The 12176-nt window shown below is 67.6% G+C and carries 12 protein-coding genes; 1 reads left to right on the top strand and 11 read right to left on the bottom strand.

All coding sequences use genetic code 11. The annotated features are described in order from the left end of the window. Nucleotides 1-57 precede the first annotated feature (57 nt). The 8 genes from DXK21_RS11495 to DXK21_RS11460 all read right to left on the bottom strand — a co-directional run bounded on the left by DXK21_RS11495 (nt 58) and on the right by DXK21_RS11460 (nt 8692). Nucleotides 58-1413, bottom strand: a complete 1356-nt coding sequence (locus tag DXK21_RS11495) for a purple acid phosphatase family protein (RefSeq protein ID WP_245945195.1) — start codon at nt 1411-1413, stop codon at nt 58-60. 14 nt (nt 1414-1427) lie between these two features. After that, a complete protein-coding gene (locus DXK21_RS11490; protein WP_245945194.1) occupies nt 1428-4580 on the bottom strand; it encodes a TonB-dependent receptor in 3153 nt (1050 codons plus the stop codon). 95 nt (nt 4581-4675) lie between these two features. Continuing rightward, the gene (locus tag DXK21_RS11485) at nt 4676-5641 is read right to left on the bottom strand and encodes a FecR family protein (protein WP_162790648.1); all 966 of its coding nucleotides are present in this window, start codon (nt 5639-5641) and stop codon (nt 4676-4678) included. Next, nucleotides 5625-6140, bottom strand: a complete 516-nt coding sequence (locus DXK21_RS11480) for an RNA polymerase sigma factor (protein ID WP_162790647.1) — start codon at nt 6138-6140, stop codon at nt 5625-5627. Before DXK21_RS11480 ends, DXK21_RS11485 begins: the two co-directional genes overlap by 17 nt. A gap of 126 nt (nt 6141-6266) precedes the next feature. Next, nucleotides 6267-6842, bottom strand: a complete 576-nt coding sequence (locus DXK21_RS11475) for an HNH endonuclease (protein ID WP_211306024.1) — start codon at nt 6840-6842, stop codon at nt 6267-6269. 137 nt (nt 6843-6979) lie between these two features. Beyond that, nucleotides 6980-7378 (bottom strand): ASCH domain-containing protein, encoded by a 399-nt coding sequence (locus tag DXK21_RS11470; RefSeq protein WP_114817912.1) that lies wholly within the window; start codon nt 7376-7378, stop codon nt 6980-6982. A 10-nt stretch (nt 7379-7388) separates the two neighbouring features. Further along, on the bottom strand, nt 7389-8039 hold the full coding sequence (locus DXK21_RS11465; protein ID WP_114817911.1) for a trimeric intracellular cation channel family protein: 651 nt from the start codon (nt 8037-8039) through the stop codon (nt 7389-7391). Next, nucleotides 8036-8692, bottom strand: a complete 657-nt coding sequence (locus DXK21_RS11460; protein ID WP_114817910.1) for a DNA-3-methyladenine glycosylase family protein — start codon at nt 8690-8692, stop codon at nt 8036-8038. Before DXK21_RS11460 ends, DXK21_RS11465 begins: the two co-directional genes overlap by 4 nt. Nucleotides 8693-8780: 88 nt before the next feature. Here DXK21_RS11460 and gluQRS point away from each other — a divergent pair, with 88 nt between their 5' ends. Further along, a complete protein-coding gene (gene gluQRS, locus DXK21_RS11455; RefSeq protein WP_114817909.1) occupies nt 8781-9629 on the top strand; it encodes a tRNA glutamyl-Q(34) synthetase GluQRS in 849 nt (282 codons plus the stop codon). Nucleotides 9630-9783: 154 nt separating this feature from the next. On the opposite strand, the gene DXK21_RS11450 is transcribed toward gluQRS, so the two are convergent. From DXK21_RS11450 to DXK21_RS11440, 3 genes are all read right to left on the bottom strand, one after another. Continuing rightward, nucleotides 9784-9987 (bottom strand): cold-shock protein, encoded by a 204-nt coding sequence (locus DXK21_RS11450; protein WP_114817908.1) that lies wholly within the window; start codon nt 9985-9987, stop codon nt 9784-9786. A gap of 201 nt (nt 9988-10188) precedes the next feature. Beyond that, nucleotides 10189-10923 (bottom strand): extensin-like domain-containing protein, encoded by a 735-nt coding sequence (locus tag DXK21_RS11445; protein WP_245945193.1) that lies wholly within the window; start codon nt 10921-10923, stop codon nt 10189-10191. Between the two features lie 60 nt (nt 10924-10983). Continuing rightward, complete coding sequence (locus tag DXK21_RS11440) at nt 10984-12081, bottom strand: serine hydrolase domain-containing protein (protein WP_114817906.1); 1098 nt, start codon at nt 12079-12081, stop codon at nt 10984-10986. Between the last annotated feature and the right edge of the window lie 95 nt (nt 12082-12176).

Genomic DNA, 12176 nt, shown 5'->3' with positions numbered 1-12176 from the left:
ACCTCAAAGATGCACCCGTGAGGCCGGCACGACAGCCGGCCTCACGGGTGCGCCGCCCTATTCTTCGTCGGGGTGAGGCGCCAGGGTCTCCACGCGCGCCACGCCGTCCGCACCCTTGGTCAGGCGGAAGGCGTCCAGCTGGCGGCCCGTCGCGGTGAAGGCGCGATAGACCACGGCGTCCGGCGACACATCCAGGGTCTGGAAGGTCTGGGTCCGCGAGGCCGAGCGCGAGGCCCAGCCCAGATCGGCGACCGGATACATCTTGGGCCCGGCGACCGAGACCACATAGGTCGAGCCGTGATCGGACGGACGCGCCGGCCCCGCATTGAGCATGGGGCCGGTTCCGATGGCGCCGCGCGCATAGCCGTGGTCGTGGGCCTGCAGCACCAGATCGACGCCGTACTTGTCGATCAACGGCTTGAGCGCGTCGCGCACCCTGGCGTTGTCGCGATCCGGGTCGATCGAGAACAGGGGGAAGTGCAGGAACAGCGCCGTCCAGCGGTTGGGGTTGTTCGCCAGAAGCCCATCCAGCCAGCGCACCATCTCGGCCCGCATGGCCTCGTCGCCGTGGAACAGGGGCGCGTCGACCGAGATCAGGCGCAGGCCCTGATAGTCGACGGTCCAGGCCGTCTCCTTCAGCTTCTCGACGCCCGCCGGGCCGGTTTCCGGCAGGGTGTACTGACGCCGCCACTGAGGGTTCAGCACGGGGCCGCGCCCGTACTCATGATTGCCCGGCGTCGGCATCTGCGGCGTCTGGGCGTAGAGGAAGCCGCCGGCGGCGAACCATTCGCCCCATTCATTGTCGCTGTCGTGCCGGTTGATCAGGTCCCCGGCATGGATGACGAAGGCGGCGTCCCCGGCCTTGCGGAAGGCCATCCTCATGGTGCGCGACGCCTCGCTGAGGATGTTGTTCTGCATGTCCCCCATATAGAGGAAGGTGAAGGGCTCCGCCGTCGTCGCCGCCGTGCGGAACTGCAGCCACTCCGACCACCGCACGCCGTCGCCGACGCGGTAGGCATAGATCGTCTCCGGCTTCAGCCCCTTCAGCACCGTCGAATGATAGGCCGCCCGGAACTCGGCCGCCTCGCGCACGGCGATGGTCGCATCATCGGTGACAGCGGCTGTACGGACCGCCTGCTGGATGAAGTCGGGGCCGTCCTGGGCCTCGGCGTATTCGACGAAGCCGACGACGCCCGGCGCGGTGCGCCAGGTGATCGCCATCTCGTGCGCCGGGTCGGCGGTCAGGTTCAGGATGATCCGTTCCGGCTGCTCGGTCGGCGGCGCCACGGGCCGGTCCGAAGCCTGGACCGGCGCGGGTTCGGGACGCAGCGGCCGCTCCGCCGTCTGCGCCATCGTCTGTCCGCCCAGGGCCGCCATCGCGGCCCCAAGCATCAGGGCGTGGGTCGTTTTCATGCTCCCCTCCCCGATCAGAAGACGTAGGTCAGGCCGACCGAGATCGACCGCCCGTTCTTGATGTAGGCACGGCTGGAGCTCGTGCTGGCGCCGGCCGTGTACCAGTAGGTGTGGTTGTCGAAGAGGTTCTGCACCTGCAACGACGCCGTCGCCCCGTTCCACAGCTTGCGCCGCACGTTCAGGTCCACGAACTCGTAGTCCTGCTCATAGGGGTTGTTGCCGAAGTCCTGGATGCCTTCGAGGAATTCCGACTGATAGCTGTAGGCGGCGTAGGCCTCCCAGCCCTCGCGCGCCCAGAAGATCTGGACGTTGGCGACCGCCTCGGGCGTCTCCATCAGCGGCAGGGTATAGCCCTGCGGGTGCCAGGAAATGCCGGTCTCGGCCTCCGACTTCTGCAGCGTCAGGTTCACGCTGGCGCCCAGAGCCGACAGCGGACCCGGCAGCCAGTGAAAGACCTGCTGGGCGCTCATCTCGACGCCGTAAACCCGCGCCCACTTGCCGTTGTTGGGCTTGGAGACGGTCACGCCGTCCGGGCCGACGTTCACGCCCGACGTCCCGTCGCGGATGTTCGACGACGAGGAACGGTACAGGAAGTTCTCGATGTCCTTGTAGAACAGACCCAGCGAATAGGCCCCCGTGTCGCCGTTGTAGCGCTCGACCGACAGATCGTAGTTGATCGCCTTCATCGGCTTCAGGTCCGGGTTGCCCTGCTCGATGGCGACCAGCAGCCACTCGTTCTTCGGATTGATCTTGCCGTCGCCGTCCGGATCGCTGTCGTAGCCATATTCGCGCGCCGAGGACATGCGGGCGATGTCGGGACGGGCGAAGCTGGTCCAGATGGCGGCGCGCACCTTGGTCCGGTCGTCCAGATCATAGTTCAGGTGGATCGACGGCAGGACGTTGATGAAGTCGCTCTTGTCCGTCGCGTAACCCGCGCCCTGAACCTCGTCGAGGATATAGGCGTCGATCGTATTGTTGGTGCTCTCGACCCGGACGCCGCCCAGGATCTGCGCCTGACCGAAACGGGCCGTGGCCATCAGGTAGCCGGCGAAGATGTCTTCCTGGAAGGTGAAGCTGTCCTCGCCGCTCAGCTCGGCGTTGCCGGGATCGGTGGCGAAGCCGTCGAAGAAGTCGCTGTTCCCCGCCATGGCGCGCTGCAGTTCGGCCAGCATGGCGTCATTGTCGATCACCGTGCCCAGACGATAGAGGCCCGAATACTCGCCGTCGAACAGGCTGGAGACCTCCTTGCCGTAGAAGCGCGAGAAGTCGGCCAGGGTGCCCGAGGCGTCCAGATCCATGAACTCGCCGCTATAGGTCGAGCGCTTGGAGCTATAGAATTTACCGCCCGTCTTCACCGCTTCCAGCCAGGTCGAGACCGGACGCCATTCGACGTTGAACTGGCCCTGCCACAGCTCTTCCTCGGCCCCGCCGATCTCGCCCGACAGTCCGGCGAAGCCATACTGGCTGTTGTCGTGGATCGCCGCCATGCCGGCGTCGTTCAGCACCCATTTGGGGAAGCGGCTGTCGCCGAAGTTGACGACATCGACGCCCTTGTTGCCCAGCCAGCCGTACTTGTCGCTGCGGAACTCCATCTCATAGGAGTCGTCGGTATTGTCCTCCGACTTGGCGTAGGAGAGGTCATAGTCGACCGTGAAGTCGCCCAGGCGGCTGATGCCCCCGAGGTTCAGCGACATGACCGTGCCGGTCTCGCGCGAGCCTTCCCAGAAGCGACGCAGGCGGAAGCCCTGCGGGTCCCAGGTCCCCGAGGCGCCGTCCAGCGTATAATAGGACCGCGCCGAACGGTCGGCGTCGGTGATCCGGCCGTCCTTGTCACGGTCCACAATCTGGGCCGTGGTGTAGCTGTAGATCCGGCCCAGCTTGGCGTCCGTGCCGATCACCGCGTCCTCGGGCCGCAGCAGACCCGTCATCGTCTTGTCGACCTGGCTCAGGCGGGTCGAGTTCTTGCCCGTGTCGTTGCGGAAGTTCAGGCGGTTGCCGAACTCGTCCTGGGTGTATTCGTTGAACTGACCGCGCAGGTGAAAGTCGTGAGCCACGCCGCGATAATCGAGACTGGCGTTCAGCCCGTGACGCTCCACCTCAGTCTCGCCAAAGCCCAGGTTCATGCCGCGCATGACGAAGCTGGCGGTGTCCCAGCCCATGGTCTCGCTGTCGGCGTACCAGACCGGCGGCTGGTTATCGCCGTCCACGCCGTTCTGCTCGAACTGCGACTTGCGGCGCGACCAGCTGCCGGTGACGAACAGGCCCCAGTTGTCGTTGAACTGACGCCCGAACGAGCCGGAAATCTCGCCCGACTTCTCGTCGTCAAACTTGTCCAGCATCCCGGCAGAGACCGACAGGACGCCATAGACCGGGTCGTGGTCAAAGGCCGTCGGCGTGCGGATGTCGATGGTGCCGCCCAGGGCGTCGCCGTCGCGATCCGGGGTCAGGCTCTTGATGACGGTGATCGAGTCGATGCCTTCCGGCGGCAGAAAGCTGAGACGCACGCCGCGATAGAAGTTGTCGCCCGGCGAACCGGCGCCGCCCATGCGCACGCCGTTCATGGTGTAGTTGTTCAGTTCGGTCGACAGGCCGCGAATGGTGATGCGGTCGCCCTCGCCCGTCGTGTGGTTGCGCACCGCATTGACGCCCGGCAGACGCGACAGGGACTCAGCCACGTTGTTGGCCGGCAGGTCGCCCATGTCGTCGGCGCTGATGACGTCCGAGATGAAGTCGGCCTTGCGCTTGGCGTCCAGCGACCGGCGCAGGCCCGCCGCATAGCCGACCACCTCGACCTCAGCGACCTCAAAGGCGTCGGGCGACGTGGCGCTGGCCTGAGCCGACTGCCGCACCAGGGTCAGGACGCCGCGCACCTCGCGCGCCTCGACGCCCGATCCGGCGATCATGCGACGCAGGGCCTCACGCGGCGTCATGGCCCCCGTGACGGCGTTGGAGGTCCGCCCCCGCGTAAGGCTCGGATCAAAGACGATCTGCAGGCCTGTGTCGCGCGACAAGGCCTGCAACGCCCGGCCCAGGTCCTGGGCCGGAATGGAAATAGCGGCGCGCGTCTCCGCTCCCGGCGTCGCCTGCCAGGCGTAGGCAGGCGCGGCCGCGGACGTCAGAACCGCGATGGCGGCCGCTGTAAGCAGGCCGGTCTTGTGAATAGGCATTCGATAATCCCCTGCGATCATACGGATCGTTATGGGGTTAGACGGCGACTGCAGAGGTCCTGACAGCTGTCATGAAAACTTGCCCTGAAGGTCGCCTAACCTTTGGAAATCTCAAAATGATCCGCCCCCTGACGGGTCAGTTTGAAGCCGTGAATTCCAGCCATGGCGGCCAGGGCGTCTTCCGGTCGATCATAGGCGAAACGCCCGCTGACCAGGACCCGCCCGACGCCCGGGTCCGCCAGCTTGACCTGGACGCCCGTGGCGCGTTCCAGGTCCTCGACCACACTGGCCAGGGTCGCTTCATTGAACTCCAGCCACCCCTTGGCCCAGGACGGAACATCGGTCTTGGCTTCCGGCCTGAACATCGTCTCGCGCTCCACCACGCCGCCCAGGACTGTCGCGCGCTGACCCGCGCGCACCTTCATCCACATGCCCCGGTTCGACATCACCTTCACGACGCCCTCGAACACCACCACCTCGACCACCTTGCCGTCAGGGGTCTGGCGTTGATCCACGTTGAAACGGGTCCCCAAGGCCGTGACGCGCACGCCGTCGACCTCGACCGAGAAAGGTCGTTCCTTGTCAGGCGCGACCTCAAAGAAGCCCTCACCCTTGAGGCGCAACCGGCGTTCCTTGTCGTCCAGTTCGACACGAACTTCGCTCAGACCGTTCAGCAGAACGGCGGAACCGTCCGCCAGTGCGATCGGCTGAGGGACGCCCCTGGAGCCGACGATCAGGTCCCCTCGCGGCATGAGGACCGTCACAAGCGCCAGCGCCCCGCAAACCGCCGCCAGGCCGCCCCCGATGACAAGGGCGCGCGGCGCCGACGGCCTGCCCCGCGGCGTCGGTCGCGCCCGCGCCACCCGCTGCGTCGCCCAGATCACGGCGGCGTCGGAAATCAGGGCGTCATGCCGCCTCAGCAGCTCCGCCCGTTCCGGCCGCCCCTCCAGCCACTGATCAAGCGCCGTCTGTTGCTGTGGCGACCATGTCGCCGCACGTCTGGCGTCAGCCCAAAGCGCAGCCTCCCGATCATCTTTTGATCGGTTAAATCTGGTCGGCATGGCGGCCCTCCGCCGTTCGGCGCAGCGTCTGAGCTGCGCGGCTGTAATGTTTCTGCACGGCCTCGACCGACAATCTCAGATCACGAGCGATCGCTTCATAAGACTCCTCGCCCGCACGACGTCGCACAAAGACCTCTCGCCGCAAGGCCGGCATGGCCTCCAGCGCCCGCTGACATAGTTGTAGTCGTTCACTCATGTCCAGCGCCTCCAACGGCGTCGCCCCGCTGTCGATGAGATGATCCGCCTCTTCCAGATCCTCGATCTGCACACTGACGACGCGGCGGCCGCGATCGATCAGGATATTGCGCGCCGTGCGCATGGCGTAGGATAGCGGGTCGCTGATCAGGGTCTCACGCGCCCGCGCCAGGACGCGCATGATCGCTTCCTGCGCCACGTCCTCGGCGTCGCCCGCTGTCGCCAGCCGGCGCCGCACATAGGCCAGCAGGACCCGGTTCTGCGCCGCCAGCGTCCGCCCCACCTCCTGTTCGTGACCGATCACACGCAACGCCCCCCGCCGGAGCGTGGCTATACGGACCGCTCATGTCAGAGACGATGAAGTTTCGTGTCAGTTTGATCGCAAGGCTGTCGCCGTCCTGGCGGCCCGGCCCTTGCCCCGCCAGGTCGCCTACGGCTCCAGCTCGATGTCCCAGTAGAGGTAGTCCAGCCAGCTTTGATGCAGGAAGTGGGGCGGGAAACGCCGACCGGCTTCCTGCAGCTCCCACGAGTTCGGCTGATGCGCGGCGCGGCGCAGCAGGGGCATTCCCGCCTGTTGTGGCGTGCGTCCGCCCTTCTTCAGGTTGCAGGGGCCGCAGGCGGCGACGATGTTCTGCCAGGTGGTGCGCCCGCCGCGCGAGCGGGGGATGACGTGGTCGAAGGTCAGGTCCTGGGCCAGTCCGCCCTGCCCGCAATACTGGCAGGCGAAACCGTCGCGCAGGAAGACGTTGAAGCGGGTGAAGGCGGGCTTGCGGTCCTGATCGACATAGGACTTCAGCGAGATGACGCTGGGCAGCTGCATCTCCATCGACGGGCTGCGCACCACCTTGTCATAGGTGGCGACCACGTCGACGCGCTCCTGCCAGACGGCCTTGACCACTTCTTCCCAGGGCCAGATCGACAGGGGGTAATAGGACAGAGGCCGAAAATCAGCGTTCAGCACCAGGGCGGGCCAGCCGGACGGCGGACGGGTCAGGACCTGCATCAGGCCCTCCCGCGCATACGGGGGGATCTTGAGGCGACAGGAGTGAGGACACGTCTCCTTCCCTAGTCTTAGCCAGAACAGCCTACGCCCGATTCCCCCTCATCGCCATGACCGACATGCAGCGTTTTCGTGACGCCGCCTCAGAAGATCTCGACCAGTTCGAAGCGTTCGCAGACCACCTTCATGCCCGGCGCCCAGCTGCCTTCGCGGCGATAATAGGCCTCGTGCGCGTCGCGCCACCATTCATAGGTCAGGTCGCCCTCCCCCTCGGCGCGGGCGAAGTCCTCGCTGACCTGCTCGAAGGGCATGATCTCGACCTCGGTCGTGCGGATGGCGCAGCGCGGAACCCCGGCGCCGTCCAGGATGACGCTGACCTCGCCGACCGTCGGCATGATGTCGGCCTCGCACGCCGCCAGTGACGAACAGGTGGCGCGCTTGCCCCCCGCCATCACCAGGGCCAGCAGTTCGTCGGCCAGTTCGGGGCTGTCGCCGAACGGCCAGCGCGGCGCGTCGCGATAGGCGGCAGGCACGTCAGTCATGGATCAATCCTCAGTTTCTTGTTGGAGCACTGGGAAAGGCCGGCAGGCTCCAGCCCCACTTCAGGGCGCCCGCGCGCAGGCCAAAGCCCGCCACGACCGCCACCCCCACCGCCGGCCAGGTCGGCACGGTCAGGGCCTTCAAGGTCACGAACAGACCCGCCGACAGCAGGGCCGCCGTAATGTTCAACTCGCGTCGCAGCAGGATCGACGGCTGGCCCGCCAGGACGTCGCGCACCACCCCGCCGAAGCAGGCCGTCAGCACCCCCATGACGACGCAGATCAGGGGCGCCACGCCATAGGTGGCCGCCTTGGCCGCCCCCATGACGCCATAGGCCGCCAGGCCCGCCGCATCCAGCCACAGCAGGGCCCGGAAACGCCAGGTCCGCGCCCCCAGCATCCATATGGCCGTCGCCGCCAGCACGCAGGCGGCGATATAGCGCCAGTCCTGCACCCAGAAGACCGGCGCCCCGATCAGCAGGTCGCGCAGCGTCCCGCCCCCGACGCCAGTGATGGCGCCGAAGAAGGCGAACGTCACCAGATCATGCTTCTCGCGCGCCGCCGCCAGGGCGCCGGTCGCCGCGAAGACGGCCACGCCGGCGAAGTCCAGCAGCGGCAAGACGGTCTCAGGCCGGGTCAGGTCGGCGTCAGTCAGCGGGTTCACGTCGGCGGGTCCTCCAGCGCGATATCGCCACGCTTGACCCCTCCATACCACCCCCAGAGCAGATGCGCCGCCACCCCGCGATGCGGACGCCAGATTTCCGCCCGGGCACAGGCCTGCTTCTCATTGGGACGCACTTCGCCCGCGTCGGCCCAGCGCATCGCCTCCTGCAAGGCCACGTCGCCGCCAGGAAAGACATCCAGCCGCCCCTCGCAGAACATCAGGAAGGTCTCCGCCGTCCATTTCCCCACGCCCTTGATTGCGGTCAGGGCCGCAATGGCCTCGGCGTCGTCCAGCCGCTCCAGATGGTCGAAGTCGATGCGGCCTTCGACATGCGCCAAGGCGATCTCATGCCCGTACTTGGCCTTCTGTCCCGACAGGCCAAAGGTCCTCAGCGTCTCGACGTCCAGCGCCAGCACCGCGTCCGGCGTCACCGCCCCGCCCAGCCCTTCCACCGTCCGCTTCCAGATCGAGGCGGCGGCGGCGACCGAGACCTGCTGCTCCACGATCATGCGGAACAGGCCCTCATAGCCGCCGGGGCGCAGCCGCCACTCGAACACCGGCGTCGTGGCGTGCGCCCGCGCCAGCGCCGGATCGGCGGCGGCCAGGGCCTCGCGGGCGGCGGCGATGGAGGAGACGGAGGGAGCAATGGCCATGCCTCATGCTAGGCCCGCCAATCACCCTTCGGAAAGAGGGCGCCCGTCCCCCATTCTGACCACGGCCGGAAACCGCTAGGCTGTGCCGATGTTCGCCACCCGCTTCGCCCCCTCGCCCACCGGCCGCCTGCACAAGGGACACGCCTTTTCGGCCCTGACCGCCTGGACCGCGGCGCGCGAGGCCGGCGGGCGCTTCATCCTGCGCATCGAGGACATCGACCCGACCCGCTGCAAGCCCGAGTTCGAAGCCGCCATCTTCGAGGACCTGGCCTGGCTGGGCCTCGACTGGGAGACCCCGGTGCGGCGCCAGTCCGAGCATCTGGCCGACTACGCCGCCGTCATCGAGGCGCTGAAGGCGCGCGGCCTGGTCTATCGCTGCTTCCGCACCCGCAAGGACATACTCGACGCCATCGGCGACGCCCCGCACGGCCCCGCCGAAGCCGTCCGCCCCGGCCCCCACTCGCCCGACGAAGAAGCCCGTCTGCTGGCCGAGGGCCGTCCCTACGCCTGGCGGCTGTCGCTGGACCGCGCGCGTGAAGCCCTGGGCGACACGGCCTGGAACAGCCTGTCCTTCATCGAGGAGGGCGCCGGTCCCGACGGCGAAACCGGGCTCGTCCGCGCCCGTCCCGAAACGGCGGGCGACGTGGTCCTGGCCCGCAAGGACGCCGGGGCCGCCTACCACCTCGCCGTCACCCACGACGACGCCCTGCAAGAGATCACCCATGTCGTGCGCGGCCTGGACCTGTTCGAGGCCGCCCATATCCAGCGCCTGATCCAGACACTGATGGGCTGGCCCGCGCCCGTCTACCGCCACCACCGCCTGCTGACCGGCCCCGACGGCCGCCGCTACGCCAAACGCGACCAGTCGGTGACGCTCGCCGAGCTTCGCGCGGGCGGCCTGACACCCGAGGCGTTAAGGGCCGAGTTGGGGTTCTAGAAAAACTCCTCCCGAGGAGGATCGAGGAGGGTCCGCGCCCTGCACTTCTTCTGCGCTCAAGTCGCGAGGGCCCGCGGCCCGAGCATAGCGCTCTTCTCTTCCAGGCAAAAAGAAAGGCGCGGAACCCGTAGGTTCCGCGCCTTGTCCGTCGGCCTTAGAGAACCTTGAGGTCCACAGCCGAGGTCTTGCCGCGCTGATCTTCCAGCGAGTACTCGACCTTGGCGTTTTCATCGAGGCCCTGCAGGCCAGCCTTCTGAACGGCCGTGACGTGGACGAAAACGTCCGAGCCGCCGCCGTCGGGCTGAATGAAGCCATAGCCCTTGGTGGGGTTGAACCACTTAACCGTGCCGGTCGCCATCTTAGCGTCTCCGTAAACGCGCTTTGCCAGGCGGATTTCCACGCGGGATAATCCGTCAGTCCATCTGGACAAGCTCGTTCAGGCGAAGGAGCGAGACGCGGGTTTGGACCCCACGTGAAATCCGGACTGCCCGACTTTGTCACCCGACTATCCACAGTCCGTCAACTGTAAAGCGAATCCCCAGGCCAAGAGCTCAGGTGACTATCGCGCGCTCAGGCACACCCCGCGGGCGGCGCCGTCCAGATGGAAGTGGTCGCGGTGCGCGGCGTTATAGTCCGGCGTCAGAACATTGCCGAACAGGCGGCAGCCGCCGTCTCGCAAGCGTCGCAGGAAGACGGCCTTCTGCTTCCCCTCCGCCCCCTTCCCCTCCCAGTCCCGCAGCACCGACACCGTCCGGCCGTCGGTCAGCCGCACCCCCGCCACATCGATCGCGTTGGCCCGCGCGTGCTGGCTGGGCCGCGCCGCTTGATCCTGCGAGCCATAGACGCGACGGCAGGCATAGGTCCCCAGGCTGTCGATCCGCGCCGGTTCCGATCCTAGGACCTCACGGGCGGCGGGTTGCAGCACGTGGCGGTCCCACAGGATGTGACGCACCGCGAGCGGGCAGCGCATGGCCAGGCCGCTCGGACTGACCGGGGTCATCTCGCCCCCGGTCAGGCGCACCGCGCCCCGCACCACGCAGAAGCCGCCGTCGTCGCGATCCTGCCCCCGCCGCACCTGAACCCCAGCCTGACGCAGCAGGGTCAGACAGGCGTTCGTGCGAGCCTCGACCTGTTGCGGCGAGGCCCGATCATCCACCTCCAGGCGGGCGACCTTGGCGGCGGTGGCCCAACCCATGGGCTGGCGCAGGTCCAGCGGCTTCCACGGCAGATCCTGCGGCGGCGCCCAGGCGTCGAGCAGAAAGAACAGCCCGCAGGCGACGAGGCCCAGGGTCACGATCCCGCTCCAGACATCGGCCAAAGGTGCAGGCTTTGCTGTCATCCCCAATCCAATGCCCTAGAGCGCGCGCAGGATCCCCATGGCCAGGGCCTGACAGGCGGATCCGCCGCGCCCGCCGTCGTTCGACAACCCGAACAAGGCCCGCCCGCCCGCCGGATCGACGATGGCGATGGCGTGCCACATCGTGTTCGACCCCTCGTGCGCGATCACTGGCCCCCTGGCCCAGGGCTGGGGCGGCAGGACGATCCAGCCGCAGACGTAGGACTGGCCGTCAGCCGGGGTGATCAGCCGTCGCACCGTCTCAGGCTGCAACCAGCCGCCGCCTTCGGTCAGGAAGACCTGCAGGAAACGAGCATAGTCCGCCGCCGTCATGTGCGCCGTTCCCGCCGGACCGAGCGCCAGCGGATTGTCGGAGCCGTCGTCGCTCGGATCCATGGCGATCGCCGTCTCGCCGATACGACGATGGCCCCGGGCGTTCTCCCCTTTCGGCGCGCCGAACCCGGCCGAGGTAAGGCCCAGCGGTGTGAACAGTTCGACCTGCATCGCCGCCTCCCACGACCCGCCGGTGATGGCCTCGATAGCGGCGCCGATCAGGACATAGTTGGCGTTGCCGTATTCAAAGGTCCCGCGCCGGCCCGATGGCGGCGCGACCAAGGCCTTCTCGACGATGGCGCGGCGCTGTTCAGGCAGGGACTTTTGATCGGCCCGCGCCGTCATCAGCCAGGCCATGCCCATGACGGCCTCGTCCTTCAGCCCCGCGCTGTGGCTCATGAAATCGTCCAACGTCGCGCCGTCCCAGCCTGCGTCGATGCTCACGCCGGGAAAGGCCTCGGCCAACGGCATGGCCCAGCGCGCCCGCCCCTGCTCGACCAGCCGCGCGAACACCGCCGCCGTCATCGCCTTGGTGTTGGAGCCCAGGTGCCAGCGGTCGCTGGCCAGAGCCGAAGCGTCCTGCCCGCTGCGGCGAACACCCCGCACGCCCGACCATGCCAGCCCCTGCGCCGTGACCAGTCCGCCCGCCAGGGCGGCCGGCTTCACCCCGTCAAAGGCGGCGCCCAGCGCCGCGTCAAAAGCTGTGACCGGCTCAGCGACGGCGGCGGCGGGCAGGACGCTGGCGACGGCGCTGGCGGCGATGACATGACGACGATTGATCATTTCGGGCTCCGTTGCGTTCCATTCACAACAGCCAGGCTGGCGGCGCCAATGAATTTGCCGCAAGCTTCGTTTATCGCAACAATGGGACGCTTCCT

Origin of the sequence: Brevundimonas bullata, from assembly GCF_003350205.1 — a bacterium.
GTDB lineage: Bacteria > Pseudomonadota > Alphaproteobacteria > Caulobacterales > Caulobacteraceae > Brevundimonas > Brevundimonas bullata.
The sequence above is the reverse complement of the archived record's forward strand: the minus strand, read 5'-3'. Positions and strand labels throughout refer to the sequence as shown.

Excerpts from the sequence above, each read along its gene's own strand:
- DXK21_RS11495 (WP_245945195.1), bottom strand. The coding sequence starts at position 1,413 with ATGAAAACGACCCACGCCCTGATGCTTGGGGCCGCGATGGCGGCCCTG.
- DXK21_RS11490 (WP_245945194.1), bottom strand. The coding sequence starts at position 4,580 with ATGCCTATTCACAAGACCGGCCTGCTTACAGCGGCCGCCATCGCGGTT.
- DXK21_RS11485 (WP_162790648.1), bottom strand. The coding sequence starts at position 5,641 with ATGCCGACCAGATTTAACCGATCAAAAGATGATCGGGAGGCTGCGCTT.
- DXK21_RS11470 (WP_114817912.1), bottom strand. The coding sequence starts at position 7,378 with ATGACTGACGTGCCTGCCGCCTATCGCGACGCGCCGCGCTGGCCGTTC.
- DXK21_RS11460 (WP_114817910.1), bottom strand. The coding sequence starts at position 8,692 with ATGGCCATTGCTCCCTCCGTCTCCTCCATCGCCGCCGCCCGCGAGGCC.
- gluQRS (WP_114817909.1), top strand. The coding sequence starts at position 8,781 with ATGTTCGCCACCCGCTTCGCCCCCTCGCCCACCGGCCGCCTGCACAAG.
- DXK21_RS11450 (WP_114817908.1), bottom strand. The coding sequence starts at position 9,987 with ATGGCGACCGGCACGGTTAAGTGGTTCAACCCCACCAAGGGCTATGGC.
- DXK21_RS11440 (WP_114817906.1), bottom strand. The coding sequence starts at position 12,081 with ATGATCAATCGTCGTCATGTCATCGCCGCCAGCGCCGTCGCCAGCGTC.